Below are 25,302 nucleotides of genomic sequence, written 5' to 3'. Positions count from 1 at the left end.
GGGCGGCCCCGCCCCGCCCCGTGTGGGAGGAGAAGCCCAGCCGCGCCGGACTCACCGGCAAGGGGCTCGTGCTGCTCCTGGCCTGCCTGGGCATCCTGTTCCCGCTGTGGATCGTGATCGTCACCAGCCTGTCCACCCGCAGGACCATCGACGAGGCCGGCGGCCTGGTGATGATCCCCAAGGACCTCACGTTCGTCGCCTACCAGGAACTGCTCAGCGGCGGCCAGGTCACCCGCGCCGCGCTCGTCAGCATCGGCATCACCCTCGTCGGCACCCTGTTCTCCATGGCGGTGTCCGTGCTGTGCGCCTACGGACTCTCCCGCAGCGGCTCGCTGGGCCACCGCTGGATCCTCATGGTGCTGCTCGCCACCATGTTCTTCAGCGCCGGCCTCATCCCCACCTACCTGCTGGTGCAGTCCCTCGGCCTCACCGACAGCTACCTCGCGCTGATCCTGCCGAGCGCGATCAGCGTCTTCAACATCCTGGTGCTGCGCGGCTTCTTCATGGGCATCTCCCAGGAACTGATCGACAGCGCCCGCATCGACGGCGCCGGCGACCTGCGCATTCTGTGGCAGATCGTGCTGCCGCTGTCCCGCGCGGTCGTCGCGGTGATCACCCTGTTCTACGCCGTCGGCTACTGGAGCGCCTGGTTCAACGCCTCCCTCTACCTGAACGACCAGGACATGCTTCCGCTCCAGAACGTCATGATCCAGCTGGTGCAGAAGCAGGAGGCGCCGGTCGGTCTGGGCCAGGCCATCAAGACCGGTGAACTGTCCGGGCTGGCCGTGCAGATGGCGGTCATGGTGATGGCCCTGCTGCCGGTCGCCGTCCTGTCGCCCTTCGTCCAGCGCCACTTCAAGAAGGGCATGCTCACCGGGGCGGTGAAGGGCTGATGCCGCACCTGTCCGACGTCACCCGGGGCCGCATCCTCTACGGCGGCGACTACAACCCCGAGCAGTGGCCCGAGGAGACCTGGCCCGAGGACGTCCGCCTGATGAAGGCCGCCGGCGTCAACTCCGTCACCCTCGGCGTCTTCTCCTGGTCCAGACTCGAACCGCGCCCCGGCGTACACGACTTCGCCTGGCTCGACCGGCTCATGGACCTGATGCACGAGGCCGGCGTCGGCGTCGTCCTCGCCACCCCCACCGCCTCGCCCCCGCCCTGGCTGGGGCATCTGCACCCCGACACCCTGCCCCGCGACGAGGACGGCCGCACCGAGTGGTGGGGCGGCCGACAGCACTTCTCGCACTCCAGCACCGTCTACCGCCGCCACGCCGCCGCCATCACCGAGGCCCTGGCCGCGCGCTACGCCGGCCATCCGGCCCTCACCATGTGGCACATCAACAACGAGTACTGCACCTACGACCACGGCGACGAGGCAGCCACCCGCTTCCGCCGCTGGCTGAAGGACCGCTACGGCACCCTCGACGCCCTCAACACCGCCTGGGGCACCGCCTTCTGGAGCCAGGGCTACGGCGACTGGGCGGAGATCCTGCCGGCCCGCCGCACCCACTATCTCAAGAACCCGGCGCAGGTCCTCGACTTCCGGCGCTTCACCTCCGACATGCTCCTGGAGTGCTTCACCGCCGAGCGCGACATCGTCCGCCGCCACACCCCGCACCTCCCGGTCACCACCAACTTCATGCCGCTGTGGGCGGGACAGGACGCCTGGCGCTGGGCCGAGGAGGAGGACGTCGTCTCCGTCGACCTCTACCCCGACCCGCACGACCCCTCCGGTGCCCAGCACGGCGCCCTCGTCCAGGACATGACCCGCTCCCAGGCACGCGGCCCGTGGATGCTCATGGAACAGGCCGCCGGAGCCGTCAACTGGCGTGGCGTGAACCACCCCAAGCCGCGCGGGCTGCACCGCCTCTGGTCGCTGCAGGCGGTGGCCCGCGGCGCCGACGCCGTCTGCTGCTTCCAGTGGCGGCAGTCGCGGCAGGGCGCGGAGAAGTTCCACTCCGGGATGGTCTCCCACGCGGGCGAGCGGGGACGCACGTACCAGGAGGTGCGGCGGCTCGGCGCCGACCTGGCCCGGATCGCCCCGCACGTCACCGGAAGCCGGGTCGCCGCGGACGTCGCCGTGCTGCACGACTGGCACTCCTGGTGGGCCGGCGACCAGGAGGCCCGGCCCTCCCGCGAGGTCGACTACCCGGACGTCCTCGGCGCCTGGCACCACGCGCTGTGGCAGGCCGGCCTCACCACCGACTTCGCCCACCCCGGTCACGACCTGACCCGCTACCGCCTCGTCGTCGTCCCGCAGCTCTACCTGCTCACCGACGCGGCCGTCGACAACCTCCTCGCGTACGTGCGCGGCGGCGGCACCCTCGTCTGCGGCTTCCTGACCGCAGTCGCCGACCAGGACGACCGGATACGGCCCGGCGCCATGGACGTCCGGCTGCGCGAGCTGTTCGGCATCCGCACCCTGCACGAGTGGTGGCCGCTCCGGCCGGGTGAGAGGGCCGAGTGCGCGGGCGGCCTGCGCGGCACCCTGTGGTCCGAGGAACTGGAGCCCGACGGCACCGCCGACGAGACCGTGCCGTACCGGGGCGGGGAACTCGACGGACTGCCGGCCGTACTGCGCAAGGGCCGCGCCTGGTACGTCTCCACGCTCCCCGAGCCGGACGCGCTGCGTGCCCTGCTGGCCCGCGTCGCCGCCGGCGCGGGTGTCCGGCCGGTCCTCGACGCACTCCCGGACGGCGTCGAGGCGGTCCGGCGCGGCGGCCTGCTCTTCCTGCTCAACCACGGCCGTGAGCCGGTCACCGTCGACCTCCCGGGCACCCACCACGACCTGCTGACGCAGACGACGGCCACCGACCGGATCACCCTCGGCCGCTACGGCGTGGCGGTGCTGACACCGTGAGCGCCACGCCCGTCCACGGCACCTGGGAGCCCGTGCCCGCCGGCCGCTGGGAGGACGCCTTCCTGACCGGCAACGGCCACCACGGCGCCCTCGTGCACGGCGATCCCGACGCCGACCGGGTGATCGTCACCCACCACACCCTCGTCCGCCCGGACGGCGACGACGAGCACCGCCGCCCACCCGCCCTCGCCGCCCGACTCCCCGCCCTCCAGGACCGCCTGCTGGCCGGGGACCGGGCGGCCGCCGAGGACTTCACCGACGGCCGCCCCCTGCAATGGGTACGCCCCTTCCACCCGGCCTTCCAGCTCCGCCTGAACAGACCGTCCCCCGACGACACGGACGCCCCCTACCGCCGCGCCGTCGACTTCACCACCGGCGAGACCACCGCCACCCGGGCCGGCTGGACCAGCCGCGTCTTCGTCTCCCGCGCCGACGACGTGATCGTCCAGCACGTCACCGCCCCGCACCTCACCCTCGACCTGTCCCTCGACCCCCGCCTCCCCGGCGCCCCCGCCGGACTCCGCATCGGCCACGGCGCGGTCCTCACCCCCGAGGGCGCCCTGCTGACCCTGCGCGCCCGCTACCCGGGCAGCGACCTCGCCTACACCGGCGTCACCCTGGTCGCCGTCACCGGCGGCACCACGAAGCTCGTGCCGCCCGGCGTCCTCGTCGAGGGCGCCGCCGAGGTGCTGCTGCTCACCCGGGTGCACCGCCACACCGGCGAACTGGACACGGTCGCCGAGAGCCGCGCCCTGCGCGACCTGCTGCCCGTGACCCCGTCCGCGGCCCCGCAGCCGGCGCCGCACTCGGCGCCGTATTCCGCCTCGTACGACGACCTCCTCGCCCGGCACCTGACCCAGCACCGCACCGCCTACGACCGCGTCACCCTCGACCTCGCCGCCGACCCCGCCGAACGCGCCCTGCCGGGCTCGGAGCTGCTCGCCCGGCCGCACGGCACCGCCCTGCTGGAACGCCTCTTCGCCGCCGGCCGCTACCACCTGTTGTCGGCGAGCGGCCTGTTCCCGCCCCGCCTCACCGGTCTGTGGACCGGCGACTGGAACACCGCCTGGTCCGGCGCCTTTACCACCAACGCCAACCTCAACCTCCAGACCGCCTCCGCCGCGGCCGCCGCCCTCCCCGAGGTCACCGAGGCCCACGCCGCCCTGGTCCACCGCCAGCTCCCGCACTGGCGGGACAACGCCCGCGAGATCTTCGGCACCCGGGGAGCGGTCGCGCCCTCCCACACCGACGGCGAGAGCGGCCACACGTACCACTTCAGCCGCGAGTACCCCCTGCACCTGTGGACCGCGGGCGCCGACTGGCTGCTGCGACCCCTCGTCGACCACGACGAGACCTACGGCACGCGCGACCCCCGCACCACCGCCGCGCTCGACGAAGTCGCCCTCTTCTACGAGGACTTCCTCACCCGCACCGACGACGCCGGAGACCTGGTCGTCGTCCCCTCGTACTCACCCGAGAACCGCCCCGCCAACGCGAGCTGGGGCACCCTCAACGCGGCCATGGACCTCTCCGCGGCCCGGCACGCCCTGCTGACCGCCGCCGACCGACGGCCCGAGCACGCCGACCGCCGGCGCGCCCTCGCCGACCGGCTCCCCCCGCACCGGATCAACGCCGACGGCGCCCTCGCGGAGTGGGCATGGCCCGGCCTGACGGACACCTACGACCACCGCCACCTCAGCCACCTCTACGCCGTCTGGCCGCTCGACGAGATCAACCCGTACGACACCCCCGACCTCGCCGAGGCCGCCCACCGCGCCCTCGAACTGCGCGGTGCCGAGAACGACTCCGCCCACGGCCACCTCCACCACGCCCTGGTCGCGGCCCGCCTCGGGGACGGCGCCCGGGTCGCCCACGCCCTGGGGCGAGTCCTCGACGGGGACTACTTCCACGCCTCCCTGATGAGCGCGCACTACCCCCACCGCGACGTCTACAACGCGGACGCCGCCCACGGCCTGCCCGCCGTGCTCATCGACATGCTCGTGCAGTCCACCCCCGGCCGGCTGGTCCTGCTGCCCGCCCTCCCGGACTCCTGCCCCCGGGGCGAACTCAGGGGCGTACGCACCCGGTTCGGGGCGGCACTGGACCTCACCTGGGCACCGGACGGCAGCGCGAGCGCCGTTCTGCGCCCGCACCGCAGCCACCGCGTCGAACTCCGGACTCCCTCCGGCGCCGAACCGCTCGACCTCGTCGCCGGGGAGGACCGCGTCCTCAGCTTCAGGACGCGGTAACACCCGCGCACCTCCCCCCACCCATGGAAGGAAACGCCATGGCACCACGCACGCGCACCACCCGCACCCGCACGCTGACGGCTCTCCTCGCCCCGGCCCTCGCGCTCGGCGCCACCGTCGGCCTCGCCTCCGCCCCCGCCCAGGCCGCCGTCTGGAACACCTGCGACCAGTGGGGCAACACCGCCCTGGACGGCTACACCCTCTACAACAACATCTGGGGCTCCGGCGCCGGCAGCCAGTGCGTGTGGGCCAACTCCGGCACCAACTGGGGAGTCTGGGCCGACCACCCCAACACGGGCGGCATCAAGTCCTACCCGAACGCCAAGAAGGTGATCAACAAGCCGATCTCCTCCCTCTCCTCGCTCACCAGCAGCTACGACGTCACGGTCCCGTCGTCCGGCGCCTACAACACGTCGTACGACATCTGGGACACGGACTACGACTACGAGATCATGCTCTGGGTCAACCAGAACGGAGCCGTCGGCCCCCTCGGCACCTCGCAGGGCACCGTCGGCCTCGGCGGCCACACCTGGAACGTCTACAAGGGGAACAACGGCGCCAACGAGGTCTTCTCGTTCCTGCGCACCTCGGACTCCGACTCGGGCACGGTGAACATCCTGCCGATCCTGAAGTGGATCAAGGACACCAAGGGCTGGATGGGCAACGAGACCATCGGTGATGTGCAGTTCGGCTACGAGATCACCTCGTCCGCCGGCGGCCTGGACTTCCGCACCGACCGCCTGACGGTCAGCGGCGGCTGAGCGGGACCGCCCGCGCACCGTCGTGGTGCGCGGGCGGGCCTCCGGGGTCGGGGGCGCTACGGCCGCACGGGCGCCGGTCCCGAGCTGGCCCGGACGGTCAGCTCCGGCGCGAGCAGCACCACCTCGTCGCTCCCGCGGCCGTCGAGCTTGGCGACCAGCTGCTCCACGGCCCGCCGGCCCATCTCCTGCGCGGGCACCGAGACCGAGGTGAGCCGCACGGAGGCCTGGGTGGCGACCTCCTCGGGGCAGACCGCGACCACCGACACGTCCTCCGGCACCGCCCGGCCCTGCTGGCGCAACAGGGCGAGCAGCGGCTCCACCGCCGACTCGTTCTGGACGACGAAGCCCGTGGTGTCGGGGCGTTCGTCGAAGATGCGGGCCAGCGTCACGGCCATCGCGTCGTACCCGCCCTCGCAGGGCCGGTGCAACAGCCGCAGTTCGAGCTCCCGCGCACGGGTGCGCAGACCGTCCAGGGTGCGCTCGGCGAAGCCGGTGTGCCGTTCATAGACGGCGGCGGCCTCACCGATGACGGCGATGTCGCGGTGCCCCAGCTGCGCCAGATGCTCCACGCACAGCGCGCCGGTCGCCCGGAAGTCGAGGTCGACGCAGGTGAGACCCTCGGTGTCGGAGGGGAGCCCGATCAGCACGGACGGCTGGTGGGTGCCGCGCAGCAGGGGGAGCCGCTCGTCGTCCAGTTCGACGTCCATGAGGATCATCGCGTCGGCGAGACCGCTGCCGGTGACGCGGCGCACCGCGTCGGGGCCCTCCTCGCCGGTGAGCAGCAGGATGTCGTACCCGTGGGTGCGCGCGCCGGCCGCGACCGCGATGGCGATCTCCATCATCACCGGCACGTACATGTCGGTGCGCAGCGGGATCATGAGGGCGATGATGTTGGACCGGCTGCTGGCCAGGGCGCGGGCGCCCGCGTTCGGGTGGTAGCCGAGCTTCCGGATGCTCTCCTCGACCCGCCGGCGGGTGGTGGTGGAGATGGACCGCTTGCCGCTGAGGACATAGCTCACCGTACTGGCCGAGACTCCGGCGTGCTGGGCGACCTCGGCGAGGGTGACCATCCAGCTCTCCAAGCTTGTGAAGCGCTTCGACAGCGCGGGGGACCAACGGGTGTGGGTGAGAGTGGTTCGACAGTAGCCGCAGCGAGGATGCCTGTCCATAGTCTGTCGAAGCGCTTCGACACGCTTCTCTCCTGCGTTTCTCTCTTCCGCCCTCCCCACGCAGTATCGGCCGAACGGCCGCACGAAGGGTGGTCGGGTCGCCCGGGATCGGGTACATACGATCGAGTAGCACCGACAAGTAACGTACGTCCGCAAGTTCGTGCAGGACGAATCGTGGCGAGGTGAGCCTCATGTCCGCACCACCCACCCCCTCCTCCTCCCGACCCACCGTCACCGAACGTGAGGCACGCCAGGTCGCGGAGGCGGCCCGGGAACAGGACTGGCGCAAGCCCAGCTTCGCCAAGGAACTCTTCCTCGGCCGCTTCCGCCTCGACCTCATCCACCCCCACCCGCTCCCGGCCGAGGAGGACGTCCAGCGGGGCGAGGAGTTCCTCGCCAAACTGCGCGACTTCTGCGAGACGAAGATCGACGGCGCGGTGATCGAGCGCGACGCGCGCATCCCCGACGACGTGATCACCGGGCTGAAGGAACTGGGCGCCTTCGGCATGAAGATCGACACCAAGTACGGCGGCCTCGGCCTGACCCAGGTCTACTACAACAAGGCCCTCGCCCTGGTCGGCTCCGCGAACCCGGCGATCGGCGCGCTGCTCTCCGCCCACCAGTCGATCGGCGTGCCGCAGCCGCTGAAGATGTTCGGCACCCAGGAGCAGAAGGACACCTTCCTGCCGCGCTGCGCCCGCACCGACATCTCGGCCTTCCTGCTGACCGAGCCGGACGTCGGCTCCGACCCGGCGCGACTGGCCACCACGGCCGTCCGGGACGGCGACGACTACGTCCTCGACGGCGTGAAGCTGTGGACCACCAACGGCGTCGTCGCCGACCTGCTCGTGGTCATGGCCCGCGTCCCGAAGTCGGAGCAAGGCAAGGGAGGCATCACGGCGTTCGTGGTCGAGGCCGCCTCCGAGGGCATCACGGTCGAGAACCGCAACGCCTTCATGGGCCTGCGCGGCCTGGAGAACGGCGTCACCCGCTTCCACCGCGTCCGCGTCCCCGCCGCCCACCGCATCGGCCCCGAGGGCGCCGGCCTGAAGATCGCCCTGACCACCCTCAACACCGGCCGCCTCTCGCTGCCCGCGATGTGCGTCGGCGCCGGCAAGTGGTGCCTGAAGATCGCCCGCGAGTGGTCGGCGGTGCGCGAGCAGTGGGGCAAGCCGGTCGCGCTGCACGAGGCGGTCGGCTCCAAGATCTCCTTCATCGCGGCGACGACCTTCGCCCTGGAGGCCGTCCTGGACCTCTCCTCCCAGATGGCCGACGAGGACCGCAACGACATCCGCATCGAGGCGGCCCTCGCCAAGCTCTACGGGTCCGAGATGGCCTGCCTGATGGCCGACGAACTGGTCCAGATCCGCGGCGGCCGGGGCTTCGAGACCGCGGCCTCCCTCGAAGCCCGCGGCGAGCGCGCGGTCCCCGCCGAGCAACTCCTGCGGGACCTGCGCATCAACCGCATCTTCGAGGGCTCCACCGAGATCATGCACCTGCTGATCGCACGCGAGGCCGTCGACGCCCACCTCTCGGTCGCCGGCGACCTGATCGACCCCGACAAGTCCCTCTCGGACAAGGCCAGGGCGGGCGCGCAGGCCGGCGTCTTCTACGCCAAGTGGCTGCCCAAGCTCGTCGCCGGCCCCGGACAACTCCCGCGCTCGTACGCGGACTTCCACCCGTCCGGTCACCCGGACCTCTCCGCGCACCTGCGCCACGTCGAACGCGCCGCCCGCAAGCTCGCCCGCTCCACCTTCTACGCCATGTCCCGCTGGCAGGGCCGGATGGAGACCAAGCAGGGCTTTCTGGGCCGGGTCGTCGACATCGGCGCGGAGCTGTTCGCGATGAGCGCCGCCTGCGTACGCGCCGAGCACCTGCGTGCCAAGGGCGACCACGGCCGCGAGGCCTACCAGCTCGCCGACGCCTTCTGCCGCCAGTCCCGCATCCGCGTCGAGGAACTCTTCGGCCGCCTGTGGACCAACACCGACGACCTGGACCGCAAGGTCGTCAAGGGCGTGCTGGGCGGCGCGTACGAGTGGCTGGAGCAGGGCGTCGTCGACCCGTCGGGCGACGGCCCGTGGATCGCGGAGGCGACCCCGGGCGCCAGCACGAAGGAGAACGTCCGCCGGGCCATCGGCTGAGGCGGGGGCGCGGCCCGGAGACGGGCGGCGGGCCGGGGCCCCGTCGCGGGTGCGGGCCCGCCGTCGAGGCGCGCCCCGGCGTCCGGCCGGGAGCCGTGACCGTCCGCCGGTGCGGGGTGCAACGGCCTGGAGCGAGGCCGGTCGGTGTCCCGGCCGCTCGTGCGGGAGGGGCGACGCAGGGCGCCGCCCCTCGTCCTGGGCGGGGCGCGCGCCGCCGGGCCACGCTGCGGCGGGCGGAGCCGCGGCCGGGCCACGCTCGGACGCCCTGGCCCCGACCCCGGTCCACCTGGGGGTGGCCCGGTGACTTGGCCCCGCAGCGGGGCCGGGCGTCGTCGGCGGCGCCGAGCCGCGACCCGAGCGCCCCGGGGGGCTCGTGAGCCCTGCCGTCCGCCCTGGCCCGTACGGGCACGCCCCCGGATCATGCCTCCTGCCCCGACCCCTTGCGGGCGGGAGGTGGCCGGAGGGGCGTCCCGGCGATCCCCGGCGCGGGCGCGCGACACCCGACCGAGGGACGCGCTGTCCTCCCGGAGGGCCGTTGCGGACACAATGGGGGGATGAGCGACAGTCCAGCCCCACTCGCCGACCCCCACCTCGTCTACGACCCGGTGGCGGGCGACGGCCCGAAGGACGTGGTGATCCTCGGGTCCACCGGGTCGATCGGGACCCAGGCCATCGACCTCGTGCTGCGCAACCCGGACCGCTTCCGGGTCACCGCCCTGTCCGCCAACGGCGGCCGGGTCGCCCTCCTCGCCGAGCAGGCGTACCGGCTCAAGGCGCGGACCGTCGCCGTCGCCCGTGAGGACGTCGTACCGGCGCTGCGGGAGGCGCTCACCGCCCAGTACGGGACGGGCGAGCCGCTCCCCGAGATCCTCGCCGGGCCGGAGGCGGCCACCCAGGTCGCCGCCTCCGAGTGCCACACCGTGCTCAACGGCATCACCGGCTCCATCGGACTCGCGCCGACCCTGGCCGCCCTGGAGGCGGGCCGCACCCTCGCGCTGGCCAACAAGGAGTCGCTCATCGTCGGCGGCCCGCTGGTCAAGGCGCTGGCCAAGCCGGGGCAGATCATCCCCGTGGACTCCGAGCACGCCGCTCTCTTCCAGGCGCTGGCCGCCGGCACCCGCGCCGACGTGCGCAAGCTGGTCGTCACCGCCTCCGGCGGCCCGTTCCGGGGCCGTACCAGGGACGAGCTGGCGGCGGTCACCGTCGAGGACGCCCTCGCCCACCCCACCTGGGCCATGGGCCCGGTGATCACGATCAACTCCGCGACCCTCGTCAACAAGGGCCTGGAGGTGATCGAGGCGCACCTGCTCTACGACATTCCCTTCGACCGCATTGAGGTGGTCGTGCACCCGCAGTCGTATGTCCACTCGATGGTTGAGTACACGGACGGATCGACCCTGGCCCACGCCACGCCCCCCGACATGGGCGGGCCCATCGCCGTGGGCCTCGGCTGGCCCGACCGCGTCCCCGACGCCGCGCCCGCCTTCGACTGGAGCAAGGCCTCGACCTGGGAGTTCTTCCCGCTCGACAACGAGGCCTTCCCCTCCGTCAACCTGGCCCGGCACGTCGGACAGCTCGCGGGCACGGCCCCGGCGGTGTTCAATGCCGCCAACGAGGAGTGCGTCGAGGCGTTCCGCTCCGGCGCGCTGCCGTTTCTCGGGATCATGGAGACCGTCACGCGGGTGGTCGAGGAGCACGGCACCCCCCGTACGGGAACCTCGCTCACCGTCGCGGACGTCCTCGAAGCGGAGACCTGGGCACGCGCCCGGGCCCGGCAACTGGCGGCACAGACGGCGGAGGCCCGTGCATGACGACCCTGATGTTCATCCTCGGCATAGTCCTCTTCGCCGTCGGCCTGCTCTTCTCCATCGCCTGGCACGAGCTGGGCCACCTGTCCACCGCCAAGATGTTCGGCATCCGGGTGCCGCAGTACATGGTGGGCTTCGGGCCGACGCTCTTCTCGCGGAAGAAGGGCGACACCGAGTACGGGGTCAAGGCCATCCCGTTCGGCGGCTACATCCGCATGATCGGCATGTTCCCGCCCGGCCCCGACGGCCGCATGGAGGCACGCTCCACCTCGCCCTGGCGCGGGATGATAGAGGACGCCCGCTCCGCCGCCTTCGAGGAACTGCAGCCCGGTGACGAGAAGCGCCTCTTCTACACACGCAAGCCGTGGAAGCGCGTCATCGTGATGTTCGCCGGCCCGTTCATGAACCTGATCCTCGCCGTGGTGCTCTTCCTCACGGTGCTGATGGGCTTCGGCATCTCCCAGCAGACCACCACCGTGAGCTCCGTCTCGCAGTGCGTCATCTCGCAGAGCGAGAACCGCGACGACTGCACCAAGTCGGACCCGGCCTCCCCGGCCGCGGCGGCGGGCCTCAGGGCCGGCGACAAGATCCTCGCCTTCGACGGCGTACGGACCGACGACTGGGACAAGCTGTCCGACCTGATCCGCGCCAACCCCGGCCAGGACGTGCCGGTCGTCGTCGAGCGCAAGGGCGAGGAGATCACCCTCCACGCGACCATCGCCACCAACAAGGTCGCCAAGAAGGACTCCAACGGACAGATCGTCCAGGGCGAGTACGTCACCGCGGGCTTCCTCGGCTTCAGCTCCGCCACCGGCGTGGTGAAACAGGACTTCGGCCAGTCCGTGACCTGGATGGGCGACCGGATCGGCGACGCCGTCGACAACCTCGCCGCCCTGCCCGCCAAGATCCCCGCCCTGTGGGACGCCGCCTTCGGCGACGGACCCCGCGAGGCCGACTCCCCGATGGGCGTCGTCGGCGCGGCCCGTGTCGGCGGCGAGATCGCCACCCTGGACATCCCGCCCACCCAGCAGCTCGCCATGTTCGTCATGCTGGTGGCCGGCTTCAACCTCTCCCTGTTCCTCTTCAACATGCTCCCGCTGCTGCCGCTCGACGGCGGCCACATCGCGGGCGCCCTGTGGGAGTCGCTGCGCCGCGCCACCGCCAAGGTCCTGCGCAGGCCCGATCCCGGCCCCTTCGACGTGGCGAAGCTGATGCCGGTGGCCTACGTGGTGGCGGGCGTCTTCGTCTGTTTCACCCTGCTCGTGCTGGTGGCGGACGTCGTCAACCCGGTCCGCATAACCTGACCACCGGACCGAGCGCCGCCGCCGGGAACGATCACCCGATCTGCGGACCGTCCGACCGATCCGATGAGAAGCCCGATCCGGAGAGCATGTCCCTCCGGACCGGGCTTCACTCGCCTCACCCGGCAGATGGACGCCATAGGGTGCATCTCCCGTACGCCGTGTGCCCGGCGTTCACGTCGGTGCCGTAATCTCGGATGCCGGAGCCCGCCGCTGAACGGGACCGGACCTTGATCCACGACTTGGGGTTGCACAGCAGATGACTGCGATTTCTCTCGGCATGCCGGACGTTCCGACCAGGCTCGCGGAGCGCCGCAAGAGCCGGCAGATCCAGGTCGGACCCGTGGCGGTGGGCGGCGACGCCCCCGTGTCGGTGCAGTCCATGACCACGACCCGCACCTCCGACATCGGTGCCACCCTCCAGCAGATCGCCGAGCTGACGGCCTCCGGCTGCCAGATCGTCCGCGTGGCCTGCCCCACCCAGGACGACGCCGACGCCCTGCCGGTGATCGCGAAGAAGTCGCAGATCCCGGTCATCGCGGACATCCACTTCCAGCCCAAGTACGTCTTCGCCGCGATCGAGGCCGGCTGCGCGGCGGTCCGCGTGAACCCGGGCAACATCAAGCAGTTCGACGACAAGGTCAAGGAGATCGCCAAGGCGGCGAAGGACCACGGCACGCCGATCCGCATCGGCGTGAACGCCGGCTCCCTCGACCGCCGCCTGCTCCAGAAGTACGGCAAGGCGACCCCCGAGGCCCTCGCCGAGTCCGCCCTGTGGGAAGCCTCGCTCTTCGAGGAGCACGACTTCCGGGACATCAAGATCTCGGTCAAGCACAACGACCCGGTCGTCATGGTCGAGGCCTACCGCCAGCTCGCCGCCCAGTGCGACTACCCGCTGCACCTCGGCGTCACCGAGGCGGGCCCGGCGTTCCAGGGCACGATCAAGTCGGCGGTCGCCTTCGGCGCGCTGCTCTCCCAGGGCATCGGCGACACCATCCGCGTCTCCCTGTCCGCCCCGCCGGTCGAGGAGATCAAGGTCGGCATCCAGATCCTGGAGTCGCTCAACCTGCGCCAGCGCGGCCTGGAGATCGTCTCCTGCCCGTCCTGCGGCCGCGCCCAGGTCGACGTCTACAAGCTGGCCGAGGAGGTCACCGCCGGCCTGGAGGGCATGGAGGTCCCCCTCCGCGTCGCCGTCATGGGCTGCGTCGTCAACGGCCCCGGCGAGGCCCGCGAGGCCGACCTCGGCGTCGCCTCCGGCAACGGCAAGGGCCAGATCTTCGTCAAGGGCGAGGTCATCAAGACCGTCCCCGAGTCCAAGATCGTGGAGACCCTCATCGACGAGGCCATGAAGATCGCCGAGCAGATGGAGAAGGACGGCGTGATCTCCGGCGAGCCCTCGGTCTCCGTCGCGGGCTGATCCGCCCACCGAGGCCGCGTCGCCCTGGGGGCGGCGCGGCATATGCACGACAGGTACAGTGCGGAGACCAGCAGATCTCAGGGTGAGGCCCCCGCACGTGTTGACGCAGACCACTTCCCGCGTGCTCGAACCGAGCGACCTGGACGCCGCGCTCGCCGTCCTCGACCGCGAGCCGGTAGCCAACGCCTTCGTGACCGCGCGCGTCCAGATCGCCGGCCTCGACCCGTGGCGCCTCGGCGGCGAGATGTGGGGCTGGTACGAGCACGGCATGCTCACGTCCCTGTGCTACGCGGGCGCCAACCTCGTCCCCATCTGCGCCACCCCGCGCGCCGTCCGCGCCTTCGCCGACCGCGCCCGGCGGGCCGGCCGCCGCTGCTCCTCCATCGTCGGCCCCGCCGAGCCGACCGCCCAGCTGTGGCGGCTGCTCGAACCGGGCTGGGGCCCGGCCCGCGAGGTCCGGGCCCACCAGCCCCTCATGGTCACCGACCGGCTCCCCGACGACATCGCCCCGGACCCGTACGTCCGCCGCGTCCGCAAGGACGAGGTGGAGCGGATCATGCCGGCCTGCGTGGCGATGTTCACCGAGGAGGTCGGCATCTCCCCGATGGCCGGCGACGGCGGCCTGCTCTACCAGGCCCGGGTCGCCGAACTCGTCGGCTCCGGCCGCTCCTTCGCCCGCTTCGACGCCGACGGCAGGGTCGTCTTCAAGGCCGAGATCGGCGCCGCCACCGACCGCGCCTGCCAGATCCAGGGTGTGTGGGTGCACCCCGAGTACCGCGGCAAGGGCCTGGCGGCACCGGGCATGGCGGCGGTCCTGCGCCACGCCCTCGCGGACACCGCGCCGGTCGCGAGCCTCTACGTCAACGACTTCAACACGGCGGCGCGACGGACGTACCTGCGGGTCGGATTCCGGGAAGTCGGCGCCTTCATGAGCGTCCTGTTCTGAACCGCGCGGCAGACGGCGGCCCGCACCCGGACGACAACCGGAACGCCCCTGTAGGCTCCCCGGCATGGACCTCGTGATCGGCCCACTGGACCTCTCCGCGCACGTGGACGAGGCGCTGGCCGTCCAAGCCGCCGCCTTCGGCCTCGGCCCCGACGAGGTGGCCGTCCGCCGGCAGATCGTCCTGCGCCACATGACCTACGCGGGTGCCAGGGCCCTCGGCGCCACCGAGCGGGGCCGGCTCGTCGGCTTCGTCTACGGCATGCCCAACGACCGTGCCCACTGGTGGTCCACCGTCGTCGAGCCCTATCTCCGCGCCCGGGACAACGACGCCTGGCTCGACGACTCCTTCGTCATCACCGAGCTCCACGTCCACCCGGCCCACCAGAACCGGGGCCTCGGCCGCACCCTGATCACCACGATCACCGACGCCGCCACCCAGCCCCGCTCGATCCTCTCCGCGATCGACCGGGACAGCCCCGCCCGCGGCCTCTACCACTCCCTCGGCTACCAGGACCTCGCCCGCCAGGTCCTCTTCCCGAGCGCCCCCAAGCCGTACGCGGTGATGGGCGCCACGCTCCCGCTGCGCAGGCGGTCACCGGCCGGTCGATAACCGATTTCCACCGCACCGGACCACCCGGCTAACCTCCTAGCACCACCCTTACGCAGCAGGAGACACGAGAACCATGGCCAACGCACCGGTCCAGCGCATGTCGAAGTTGATGGCGAAGACGCTGCGCGACGACCCGGCGGACGCCGAGGTCCTCAGCCACAAGCTGCTGGTCCGCGCCGGCTACGTGCGCCGCACCGCCGCCGGCCTGTGGAGCTGGCTGCCCCTCGGCAAGAAGGTCCTCGGCAACATCGAGCGCATCGTCCGCGAGGAGATGGACGCCATCGGCGCCCAGGAGGTCCAGCTCCCCGCCCTGCTGCCGCGCGAGCCGTACGAGGCGACGGGCCGCTGGGACGAATACGGCCCCGAACTCTTCCGTCTCCAGGACCGCAAGGGCGGCGACTACCTCCTCGGCCCGACCCACGAGGAGATCTTCACCCTCCTGGTCAAGGACCAGGCGTCGTCCTACAAGGACCTGCCGGTCATCCTCTACCAGATCCAGAACAAGTACCGCGACGAGGCCCGCCCCCGGGCCGGCATCCTGCGCGGCCGCGAGTTCCTCATGAAGGACTCCTACTCCTTCGACGTCGCCGACGAGGGCCTCGCCGAGTCCTACGCCCTGCACCGCGCCGCCTACCAGCGCATCTTCGAGCGCCTGGGCCTCGACTACCGCATCGTCGCGGCCACCGCCGGCGCCATGGGCGGCTCCAAGTCCGAGGAGTTCCTCGCCCCCGCCGGGGCCGGCGAGGACACCTTCGCCGACTGCCCGAACTGCGACTACGCCGCCAACACGGAGGCGATCACCTACACCCTCACGCCGGTCGAGGCCACGGACGTGCCCGCCGCCGAGGACATCCCGACCCCCGACACCCCCACCATCGAGACGCTGGCCGCCTCCCTCGGCGTGGAGGCCTCCGCCACCCTCAAGAACCTCCTCGTCAAGGTGGACGGCGAGATCGTGGCCGTGGGCGTGCCCGGCGACCGCGAGGTCGACATGGACAAGGTCGAGGCGCACTTCGCCCCCGCCGCCGTCGAGCTGGTCACCGCCGAGGACTTCGTCGGCCGCCCCGACCTGGTCCGCGGCTACGTCGGCCCGCAGGGCCGGAGCGAGAAGCTCAAGTACATCGCCGACCCCCGCGTCGCGCCGGGCACTTCGTGGATCACGGGCGCCAACAAGGCCGACACGCACGCCAAGAACGTCGTCGCGGGGCGCGACTTCGAGGTCGACGAGTACGTCGACGTCGTGGTCGTCCGCGAGGGCGACCCCTGCCCGAAGTGCGGCACCGGCCTGAAGCTGGACCGTGCCATCGAGATCGGCCACATCTTCCAGCTGGGCCGCAAGTACGCCGACGCGCTCAAGCTCGACGTCCTCGGCCAGAACGGCAAGCCGGCCCGCGTCACCATGGGCTCCTACGGCATCGGCGTCTCGCGCGCGGTGGCGGCTCTCGCCGAGCAGCACGCCGACGACAAGGGCCTCGTCTGGTCCAAGGAGGTCGCCCCGGCCGATGTCCACGTCGTCGCCGCGGGCAAGGCGCTGCAGACCGAGCTGGCCCTGGAGGTCTCCGACAAGCTGGCCGCGGCCGGCGTCCGCGTCCTGGTGGACGACCGGGCGGGGGTCTCTCCCGGCGTGAAGTTCACCGACGCGGAACTCATCGGCGTCCCCCAGATCCTGGTCGCGGGCCGCCGCTCCGCCGAGGGCGTGGTCGAACTCAAGGACCGCCGCACGGGGGAGCGCGAGGAGGTAACGGTCGAGGAGGCCCTCGCCCGCCTCACCGCCTGACGCCGCGACGGACCGCGTGGCCGACGTCGCCCATGCCCCCGGCGCGGGTGCGGGGTCGGCCCACCGGCCCGGGGTTGCCTGGTCATCGGGCGTGGGCGGGGTGGGCCCACGGGCCCGGGGTTGCCTGGTCACCCGGCGTGGGTGTGGGCGCGGGGTGGGGGGACGCGGGCCGGCGCTGGCCGGGTGCCGCTGCGCCCACCCGTGCCGCCCCAGCGGCACGACTGCCCGCAGTTGGGGCGGCACGACGACTGCCCGCAGCTGGGGCGGCGGGGCGGCTGCTCGCGGCGACGGTGACGGCGGCGGGGAGCCGCGTACGGCGGGGATGGGGCAGTGGCGTGGGGCGGCCCGCAGGCGCGTACGGCGAGGAGGGGGCGGGTCGGGGGGTGTCCGCCCGCAGCGGTTGGCGCGTCAACAGAGTCCACTTCTGTGGCCGACCGATTCCGCGCCGTTCCGAGGACGGACACCCCCCGGCACGCCCCCGACCCACCCACCGAACCCAACGCGCTACGCGCACCCCCACCCCACCCGCACCGGCGCCGCAGGCACCCCGCACCACCACCGAACCCGCACCGGCGCCGCAGGCACCCCGCACCACCCACCGCCGGAGGCACCCGGCCCTGTTAGAGCCAGCCTGCGAACTCCAGCAGTAGTTCCGCGTCCTGCTCGCGGCCCACCCTCCGGGCCCGCACCCCCGACTCCACCGCCCGGAACAGCGTCCAGCCGCGCAGCCGCTCCTGATCGACCTCCAGCGACTCCGCGAGCCGCTTGATCCGCCGCCGCGTCGTCGACGCCCCCGACGGCTGGGCGATCAGATCCTCCACCCGGTCCCGCACCAGCCGCGCCAGATCGAACGCGGTCTCCCCGACCACCGGATCGGGCCCCACCGCCAGCCACGGCATCCGATCCCCGGCGAGCACCTTGCTCTGCCGAAACGTGCCGTGCAGCAGCAACTGCTCCGACGGCTCCGCCAACAACTCCGCCCGCGCCGCGAGCGCCGCCTCGACCAGCGGCGCCACCTCCGTGTCGGCCACCGCCCCCACCCGCATCGCCTCGGCCTGCCGCCCGGTCCGCTCGGCCACGGTCTCGAAGGGATGAGAGGCGGGCGGCTCCACCCACAGCCGCCGCAACGTCCCCGCGGCCTCCAGCAACGCCTTCGCCTCCGGCAACGACCGCACCGACACATCCGGATGCAGCCGCTCGAGCAGCAGCACGCCCTCCTCGGACACCCCCTCGGCATCCTCGTCGCGCACCTGCACGGCCCCCAGCCCACCCCAGTGCACCAGCGCGGCCCGCTCGCTCTCCGGACGGGCCCGGCGCGGGGCGAGCTTCAGCACCGCAGGGGAACCCCCGGCCGTCCGCACGAGCACGACCAGACTGCTGCGCCCGCCGGGCACCTGCACCCGCTCCGCGGTCAGCCCACGCACCGCCACGGCCCGCTCCGCCGCCTCGGGCAGCTTCGCCAGCCAGTCGTCACCGTCCGGTGCCGTCTCGCCGAGCGCTCGGATCAAACGCCGCGGCGGTTCGAAAGCCATGCGCGAGCCGTTCCCTTCCCGTACGGAAAGCCGTACGCGTTACGCAGTCGGTGATGCCGTGGCCGATGGAGCCGCCGGTCCCGTCGCCGTGTCGGAGACATCCGGATCAGGACGACCCTGCCCGGACGGCGTGCCGGCCCGCTCGGCGAGCCCAGGGAAGGCTACGCTCCCGCCCCGCCAGCGCGCCGCGCGGACCGCCGCCTCGCGCAGCGCCCCGGCCGCCGTGGCCCGCGCGTCGCCCTCGGCCGCCCGCACCAGGTCGGAGTAGACCCCGGCCACCCGGTCCTCCAGGTCGGCCGCCAGCCGCACGGCCGCCGCCGAGTCCGGCACCGAGAACGGCAGCGCGTACCCCGCCGCCGCGGCGACCGGCTCGCCGCCCAGGTCCCGCACGTCGCGCGCCAGCGCGTCCCGCCGCGCCCGGTGAGCGTCGTACGCCGCCCGTGCCTCGGTGCGCCGTTCATCGCCGACACGCCCACCGACGACCCCGTAGCCGTACACCGCCGCGTGCTCCGCCGCCAACGCGGCCTGGAGGGCGTCCAGCCGCCGGTCCTCCGCCTTGCTCACCCGTCACCCTCCGTCAGCAGAAACACGTGGGCCGCCCCGGCCGCGGCGACCGAGGCCAGCAGCCGCGCCGACTCGCCCGGGACGTCGAGCAGCGCCTCGGCCCGCCGGTCGGCGAGCTTCCGTTCGGCGTCGGCGAGCAGGGCCAGAGCACCCTTCTCGTCCGCCGGCACGGCACCGGAGTCACGGGCCGTCGGCCCGGCGGCCCGCGCGGAAACCGAGGGCGAGGCCGACGAGGCCGCCCGCACACCACCGAACGCCTCCGCGTGTCGTACGACCTCCTCCCGCAGCGGCCCCAGCCGCTCCGCCAGCCCGGGATGGGCCGCGATCACCGCCGCGTACCGTTCGGCCAGCGCCTCGCTGTCCCGGGCCGCACGCGCGCGTGCCCGGTCGGTGGCCGACGTCCCGGTCCCGGGATCGTCGGAGCCCGAGCCCCCGGTACAGCCGACGAGCAGCGCGGCCCCGGCGGCCGACGCGAGCAGGCTCCTTCTGCGCGGCCCCCGGGGAGGGCGCGGCGATGGGGAAAACGACACGGCAGACGACCTCGACAGGCTCGTACGGAAGCGGCGGCAGAGCGACGGGCGACGGCGGGAGCGCGATACGGCCTACGGCCTGCGGCCCGCCAGTGATCACGGTACCCGTGCCCCGCCCCACCACCCACCCGCACCGCACCACCCGCACCACCCACCCGCACCGCACCACCCACCCGAACCACCCACGCCCCCGAACCGCCCATGCACCCGCACCGGCCCCCCCACCCGAACCGCCACCCCCGGAAGCCAGACCCCACCCCCCCCGGAACCACACCCCCCACCCACGCCCCCGTCGGCGAACCCGCCCCACCCCCGGGGTGGACGGCAACACCCCCCGCGACCGGATACCCTTTGACCAGACACGCGCACCGTCCCACAACAGCACACGCGGCCGAGGAGTCACCCGGATGAGCACCACCCAGAGCGAGAGGCTGCGAGAGCTGCTGGAGCCGCTCGTCGCCTCCCAGGGACTGGACCTCGAAGAGATCGCGGTGGACTCGGTCGGCCGCAGGCGTGTGCTGAGCGTGGTCGTCGACTCCGACACCGGGGCGGACCTGGACCGGATCGCCGATGTGAGCCGCGCGCTCTCGGCGAAGCTCGACGAGACCGACGCGATGGGCGAGGGGGAGTACACCCTCGAGGTCGGCACCCCGGGCGCGGAGCGCTCACTCACCCAGCACCGCCACTACGTGCGCGCCACGGACCGCCTGGTCCGTTTCCAGCTGCACGAGGGCGGCGAACTGGTCGCCCGCATCCTCGCCGTGGACGAGGACGGGCTCGACCTCGAAGTCCCGGGTGTCAAGGGCCGCAAGGCCACCACCCGCAGACTGCCCTTCGGCGACATCGACAAGGCACGCGTCCAGGTCGAGTTCAACCGCAAGAACGACAACACGAAAGAGGAGGAGGCGTAGCCGTGGACATCGACATGAGCGCCCTGCGGGGCTTGGTACGGGAGAAGGAGATCTCCTTCGACCTGCTGGTCGAAGCGATCGAGTCGGCCCTCCTCATCGCCTACCACCGCACCGAGGGAAGCCGTCGGCACGCGCGCGTGCAGCTCGACCGGAACACCGGGCACGTGACCGTGTGGGCGAAGGAGGACCCCGACGACCTCGAGGAGGGCCAGGCGCCCCGCGAGTTCGACGACACCCCGTCCGACTTCGGCCGCATCGCCGCCACCACCGCCAAGCAGGTCATCCTGCAGCGGCTGCGCGACGCCGAGGACGACGCGACGCTCGGCGAGTACGCCGGCCGTGAGGGCGACATCGTCACCGGCGTGGTCCAGCAGGGCCGCGACCCGAAGAACGTACTGGTCGACATCGGCAAGCTGGAGGCCATCCTGCCGGTGCAGGAGCAGGTGCCCGGCGAGACCTACCCGCACGGCACGCGGCTGCGGTCCTACGTCGTCCGCGTCGCCAAGGGCGTACGGGGCCCCTCCGTGACGCTCTCCCGCACGCACCCCAACCTGGTGAAGAAGCTGTTCGCCCTCGAGGTGCCGGAGATCGCCGACGGGTCCGTCGAGATCTCCGCGATCGCCCGCGAGGCCGGCCACCGCACCAAGATCGCCGTACGCTCCACCCGCTCGGGCCTGAACGCCAAGGGCGCCTGCATCGGCCCCATGGGCGGCCGGGTGCGCAACGTCATGGGCGAGCTGAACGGTGAGAAGATCGACATCGTCGACTGGTCGGACGACCCGGCCGAGATGGTGGCGAACGCGCTCTCCCCGGCCCGCGTCTCGAAGGTGGAGGTCGTCGACCTGGCGGCCCGCTCCGCGCGCGTGATCGTGCCCGACTACCAGCTGTCGCTGGCCATCGGCAAGGAAGGCCAGAACGCCAGGCTCGCGGCCCGGCTGACCGGCTGGCGGATCGACATCCGCCCGGACACCGAGCAGCCGGACGACCAGCCGGACGACTAGCCGTCCGAGGCGCCGGGGAATAGATCCAAGCCGCAGGCCGCTGAGATCACGACAGCTTTGCTTGCGGCACGTGTTCGATTCTTGCCCCGAAGGGGTGAGGTCGATCCGGGGAGGTAGACTTAGGAGTGTCTGGCCGGACACGTACCCGTGCATGCCCCGAGCGCACCTGCGTGGGGTGCCGGGAGCGAGCGGTCAAGAGCGAGCTGCTGCGCATCGTCGCGGTCGAGGGTGATTGCGCCCCTGATCCGCGCGGTACGCTGCCCGGCCGGGGTGCGTACGTCCACCCCGTGCCGGTCTGTGTCGACCAGGCAGTGCGCCGCAAGGCGTTCCCGCGGGCGCTCCGCGTCCCGGGTCCGCTCGACGTAAAGGCGTTGCGCCACTACGTCGAGCAGGCACAAGGTTGCGACAAGGCTGCCGAAAGCAGCGTGTGAGCAACGTGGTAAGGAAGACATGCCGCGCGGAACCCCGCGCGGTCTGGTACCTCGCGAGTCGAAAGCAGGTCGAGATTGCGATGAGCACTCGATGAGTACGCGATGAGTACGCCCATGAACTAGCGACGGTCCGGACGCAACCCGGACCTCAGAGGAGCGAAGTGGCTAAGGTCCGGGTCTACGAACTCGCCAAGGAGTTCGGTGTCGAGAGCAAGGTCGTCATGGCCAAGCTCCAGGAACTCGGTGAATTCGTCCGTTCGGCGTCTTCGACGATCGAAGCGCCCGTAGTACGCAAGCTGACAGACGCCTTCCAGCAGGGTGGTGGCAACGGCCGGTCCGCCGGTCGTCCCGCGGCCCCGAAGAAGGCTGCCCCCAGGCCGTCGGCGCCCTCCCCGGCGCAGGCGGCCCGCCCGGCTGCGCCCCGTCCGGGCCCCGCGGCTCCGGCGGCTCCCAAGCCGCCGGCCGCCGAGCAGCCCGCGGCACCGTCCGCCCCGGCGCCGGGCCCGCGTCCGACGCCGGGTCCGAAGCCCGCGCCGCGTCCGGCCCCGGCCGCCCCGGAGTTCACCGCTCCGCCGGCCGCTCCGGCAGCCCCGGCCGCTTCGTCCCAGGCTCCGGCCGGTCCGAAGCCCGGTGGCGCGCGTCCCGGTGCCCCCAAGCCCGGCGAGCGCCGTCCGTCCGGTCCGGGTCAGGACCGCGGTCAGCAGGGCGGCCAGGGCCGTCCCGGTGGCCAGCGTCCCGCCGCCCCGGGCCAGCGTCCCGGTGGTCGTCCCGGCGGTCCGCGTCCGGGCAACAACCCCTTCACCTCCGGCGGCAACGCCGGCATGGCGCGCCCGCAGGCGCCCCGTCCGCAGGGCGGTCCCCGTCCGGGCGGTCCCGGTGCTCCCGGCGCCGGTCCCCGTCCGCAGGGTCCCGGCGGCCAGGGCGGCGGTCCCCGTCCCCAGGCTCCGGGCGGCAACCGTCCGAGCCCGGGCTCGATGCCCCGTCCGCAGGGCGGCGGCGCCGGTCCCCGTCCCGGCGGCGGCCCGCGTCCGAACCCCGGCATGATGCCGCAGCGTCCCGCTGCCGGCCCGCGTCCCGGCCCCGGTGGCGGCGGGCGCGGTCCCGGCGGTGCCGGTCGTCCCGGCGGCGGTCGTCCCGGTGGCGGCGGCGGCTTCGCCGGCCGTCCCGGTGGCGGCGGCGGTCGTCCGGGTGGCGGCGGCGGCTTCGCCGGCCGTCCCGGCGGTGGCTTCGGTGGCGGCGGTGGCCGTCCCGGCTTCGGCGGTCGTCCCGGCGGCCCCGGTGGCCGTGGTGGCACGCAGGGTGCCTTCGGCCGTCCCGGCGGTCCCGCGCGGCGCGGTCGCAAGTCGAAGCGGCAGAGGCGCCAGGAGTACGAGGCCATGCAGGCCCCGAGCGTCGGCGGCGTGATGCTGCCGCGCGGCAACGGCGAGACCATCCGTCTCTCCCGCGGCGCGTCGCTCACCGACTTCGCGGAGAAGATCAACGCCAACCCGGCGTCGCTCGTCGCGGTCATGATGAACCTCGGCGAGATGGTCACCGCGACCCAGTCCGTCTCCGACGAGACGCTCCAGCTCCTCGCCGACGAGATGAACTACACGGTTCAGATCGTCAGCCCGGAGGAGGAGGACCGCGAGCTGCTCGAGTCCTTCGACCTGGAGTTCGGCGAGGACGAGGGCTCCGAGGAGGACCTGGTCGTCCGTCCGCCGGTGGTCACCGTCATGGGCCACGTCGACCACGGTAAGACCCGACTGCTCGACGCCATCCGCAAGACGAACGTCATCGCGGGCGAGGCCGGCGGCATCACCCAGCACATCGGTGCCTACCAGGTCGCGACCGAGGTCAACGACGAAGAGCGCAAGATCACCTTCATCGACACCCCGGGTCACGAGGCGTTCACCGCCATGCGTGCCCGTGGTGCCCGGTCGACCGACATCGCGATCCTGGTCGTCGCGGCCAACGACGGCGTCATGCCGCAGACGGTCGAGGCGCTCAACCACGCCAAGGCGGCCGAGGTCCCGATCGTCGTCGCGGTCAACAAGATCGACGTCGAGGGCGCCGACCCGACCAAGGTGCGCGGTCAGCTGACCGAGTACGGCCTGGTGGCCGAGGAGTACGGCGGCGACACCATGTTCGTCGACATCTCCGCCAAGCAGGGTCTGCACATCGACTCCCTGCTGGAGGCCGTGGTCCTCACCGCGGACGCCTCGCTCGACCTGCGGGCCAACCCGGTCCAGGACGCGCAGGGCATCTCCATCGAGTCCCGTCTCGACCGCGGCCGCGGTGCCGTGGCGACGGTCCTCGTGCAGCGAGGCACCCTGCGGGTCGGCGACACGATGGTGGTGGGCGACGCCTACGGCCGCGTCCGCGCCATGCTCGACGACAACGGCAACAACGTCGCCGAGGCGGGCCCGTCCACGCCGGTCCAGGTGCTGGGTCTGACCAACGTCCCGGGCGCCGGTGACAACTTCATCGTGGTCGAGGAGGACCGTACGGCCCGCCAGATCGCGGAGAAGCGCGCCGCCCGCGAGCGCAACGCCGCGTTCGCCAAGCGCACGCGCCGCGTGTCGCTGGAGGACCTGGACAAGGTGCTGAAGGCCGGCGAGGTCCAGCAGCTCAACCTGATCATCAAGGGCGACGCGTCCGGATCGGTCGAGGCGCTGGAATCCTCCCTGCTCCAGCTGGACGTCGGCGAAGAGGTCGACATCCGCGTCCTGCACCGCGGCGTCGGTGCGGTCACGGAGTCCGACATCGACCTGGCGATGGGCTCCGACGCCATCGTGATCGGCTTCAACGTGCGCGCCGCCGGGCGTGCCGCGCAGATGGCCGAGCGCGAGGGTGTGGACGTCCGGTACTACTCGGTCATCTACCAGGCGATCGAGGAGATCGAGGCGGCCCTCAAGGGCATGCTCAAGCCGGAGTACGAAGAGGTCGAGCTGGGCACGGCGGAGATCCGCGAGGTCTTCCGCTCCTCCAAGCTGGGCAACATCGCGGGTGTTCTCATCCGCTCCGGCGAGGTCAAGCGCAACACCAAGGCGCGCCTCCTGCGCGATGGCAAGGTCATCGCGGAGAACCTCAACATCGAGGGTCTGCGTCGCTTCAAGGACGACGTCACCGAGATCCGCGAAGGCTTCGAGGGCGGTATCAACCTTGGAAACTTCAACGACATCAAGGTCGACGACGTCATCGCGACGTACGAGATGCGCGAGAAGCCGCGGGTGTAAGCACCGCGCCTTCCGGGAGTGACCGGTCCGGGGCCGGTCGGCGGAGCACAATATCCGTCGATCGGCCCCGGCC

General features: G+C 72.4%; 19 protein-coding genes. 15 read left to right on the top strand and 4 right to left on the bottom strand.

Annotated elements, in window-relative coordinates:
* The first annotated feature begins 20 nt into the window (after window positions 1-20).
* The 4 genes from D1J63_RS09750 to D1J63_RS09735 are packed head-to-tail and all read left to right on the top strand — an operon-like array spanning window position 21 to window position 5,873.
* Window positions 21-893 carry a carbohydrate ABC transporter permease gene (locus D1J63_RS09750; protein WP_240798803.1) on the top strand — a complete coding sequence of 291 codons (873 nt, stop codon included), beginning with the start codon at window positions 21-23 and terminating at the stop codon, window positions 891-893.
* On the top strand, window positions 893-2,863 hold the full coding sequence (locus D1J63_RS09745) for a beta-galactosidase (protein WP_125628593.1): 1,971 nt from the start codon (window positions 893-895) through the stop codon (window positions 2,861-2,863). Before D1J63_RS09750 ends, D1J63_RS09745 begins: the two co-directional genes overlap by 1 nt.
* The gene (locus tag D1J63_RS09740; RefSeq protein ID WP_125628592.1) at window positions 2,860-5,112 is read left to right on the top strand and encodes a glycoside hydrolase N-terminal domain-containing protein; all 2,253 of its coding nucleotides are present in this window, start codon (window positions 2,860-2,862) and stop codon (window positions 5,110-5,112) included. The genes D1J63_RS09745 and D1J63_RS09740 overlap by 4 nt, the downstream gene beginning before the upstream one ends.
* Before the next feature lie 38 nt (window positions 5,113-5,150).
* Window positions 5,151-5,873 carry a hypothetical protein gene (locus D1J63_RS09735; RefSeq protein ID WP_125628591.1) on the top strand — a complete coding sequence of 241 codons (723 nt, stop codon included), beginning with the start codon at window positions 5,151-5,153 and terminating at the stop codon, window positions 5,871-5,873.
* A 56-nt stretch (window positions 5,874-5,929) separates the two neighbouring features.
* Here D1J63_RS09735 and D1J63_RS09730 read toward each other — a convergent pair whose 3' ends face one another.
* The gene (locus D1J63_RS09730) at window positions 5,930-6,943 is read right to left on the bottom strand and encodes a LacI family DNA-binding transcriptional regulator (RefSeq protein ID WP_125628590.1); all 1,014 of its coding nucleotides are present in this window, start codon (window positions 6,941-6,943) and stop codon (window positions 5,930-5,932) included.
* Between the two features lie 290 nt (window positions 6,944-7,233).
* Here D1J63_RS09730 and D1J63_RS09725 point away from each other — a divergent pair, with 290 nt between their 5' ends.
* The 7 genes from D1J63_RS09725 to D1J63_RS09695 all read left to right on the top strand — a co-directional run bounded on the left by D1J63_RS09725 (window position 7,234) and on the right by D1J63_RS09695 (window position 17,042).
* Window positions 7,234-9,183, top strand: a complete 1,950-nt coding sequence (locus D1J63_RS09725) for an acyl-CoA dehydrogenase family protein (RefSeq protein WP_125628589.1) — start codon at window positions 7,234-7,236, stop codon at window positions 9,181-9,183.
* A 554-nt stretch (window positions 9,184-9,737) separates the two neighbouring features.
* Window positions 9,738-10,994: a 1-deoxy-D-xylulose-5-phosphate reductoisomerase gene (gene dxr, locus D1J63_RS09720; protein WP_102928972.1), complete on the top strand. Its 1,257-nt coding sequence runs from the start codon at window positions 9,738-9,740 to the stop codon at window positions 10,992-10,994.
* 8 nt (window positions 10,995-11,002) lie between these two features.
* A complete protein-coding gene (locus D1J63_RS09715) occupies window positions 11,003-12,295 on the top strand; it encodes a site-2 protease family protein (RefSeq protein ID WP_102928978.1) in 1,293 nt (430 codons plus the stop codon).
* A gap of 256 nt (window positions 12,296-12,551) precedes the next feature.
* Window positions 12,552-13,709, top strand: a complete 1,158-nt coding sequence (gene ispG / locus D1J63_RS09710; protein WP_087789382.1) for a flavodoxin-dependent (E)-4-hydroxy-3-methylbut-2-enyl-diphosphate synthase — start codon at window positions 12,552-12,554, stop codon at window positions 13,707-13,709.
* A 97-nt stretch (window positions 13,710-13,806) separates the two neighbouring features.
* Entirely contained in the window at window positions 13,807-14,655 is an 849-nt protein-coding gene (locus D1J63_RS09705; protein ID WP_164712774.1) for a GNAT family N-acetyltransferase, read from the top strand.
* A gap of 64 nt (window positions 14,656-14,719) precedes the next feature.
* Window positions 14,720-15,265: a GNAT family N-acetyltransferase gene (locus tag D1J63_RS09700; RefSeq protein ID WP_125628588.1), complete on the top strand. Its 546-nt coding sequence runs from the start codon at window positions 14,720-14,722 to the stop codon at window positions 15,263-15,265.
* A 73-nt stretch (window positions 15,266-15,338) separates the two neighbouring features.
* Window positions 15,339-17,042, top strand: a complete 1,704-nt coding sequence (locus D1J63_RS09695) for a proline--tRNA ligase (RefSeq protein WP_125628587.1) — start codon at window positions 15,339-15,341, stop codon at window positions 17,040-17,042.
* Window positions 17,043-17,662: 620 nt separating this feature from the next.
* On the opposite strand, the gene D1J63_RS09685 is transcribed toward D1J63_RS09695, so the two are convergent.
* The 3 genes from D1J63_RS09685 to D1J63_RS09675 are packed head-to-tail and all read right to left on the bottom strand — an operon-like array spanning window position 17,663 to window position 19,668.
* A complete protein-coding gene (locus tag D1J63_RS09685) occupies window positions 17,663-18,574 on the bottom strand; it encodes an aminoglycoside phosphotransferase family protein (protein ID WP_125628586.1) in 912 nt (303 codons plus the stop codon).
* 39 nt (window positions 18,575-18,613) lie between these two features.
* Window positions 18,614-19,138: a ferritin-like domain-containing protein gene (locus D1J63_RS09680; RefSeq protein ID WP_125628585.1), complete on the bottom strand. Its 525-nt coding sequence runs from the start codon at window positions 19,136-19,138 to the stop codon at window positions 18,614-18,616.
* On the bottom strand, window positions 19,135-19,668 hold the full coding sequence (locus D1J63_RS09675; RefSeq protein WP_125628584.1) for a hypothetical protein: 534 nt from the start codon (window positions 19,666-19,668) through the stop codon (window positions 19,135-19,137). The genes D1J63_RS09680 and D1J63_RS09675 overlap by 4 nt, the downstream gene beginning before the upstream one ends.
* Before the next feature lie 407 nt (window positions 19,669-20,075).
* Between D1J63_RS09675 and rimP the strand changes: the two genes are divergently transcribed.
* The 4 genes from rimP to infB all read left to right on the top strand — a co-directional run bounded on the left by rimP (window position 20,076) and on the right by infB (window position 25,229).
* Window positions 20,076-20,579, top strand: coding sequence for a ribosome maturation factor RimP (rimP, locus tag D1J63_RS09670; RefSeq protein WP_102930599.1), 504 nt, complete (start codon window positions 20,076-20,078; stop codon window positions 20,577-20,579).
* A gap of 2 nt (window positions 20,580-20,581) precedes the next feature.
* Window positions 20,582-21,580: a transcription termination factor NusA gene (gene nusA / locus D1J63_RS09665; protein ID WP_125628583.1), complete on the top strand. Its 999-nt coding sequence runs from the start codon at window positions 20,582-20,584 to the stop codon at window positions 21,578-21,580.
* A 125-nt stretch (window positions 21,581-21,705) separates the two neighbouring features.
* Window positions 21,706-22,011 carry a YlxR family RNase P modulator gene (locus tag D1J63_RS09660; RefSeq protein WP_125628582.1) on the top strand — a complete coding sequence of 102 codons (306 nt, stop codon included), beginning with the start codon at window positions 21,706-21,708 and terminating at the stop codon, window positions 22,009-22,011.
* A gap of 161 nt (window positions 22,012-22,172) precedes the next feature.
* Window positions 22,173-25,229, top strand: coding sequence for a translation initiation factor IF-2 (gene infB, locus D1J63_RS09655; protein WP_125628581.1), 3,057 nt, complete (start codon window positions 22,173-22,175; stop codon window positions 25,227-25,229).
* The last annotated feature ends 73 nt before the right edge of the window (window positions 25,230-25,302 follow it).

This window comes from Streptomyces sp. KPB2, assembly GCF_003950055.1.
GTDB classification, from domain to species: Bacteria; Actinomycetota; Actinomycetes; order Streptomycetales; family Streptomycetaceae; genus Streptomyces; species Streptomyces salinarius.
Note: the sequence above shows the minus strand (reverse complement) of the source record. Positions and strands in the feature narration are given on the sequence as shown.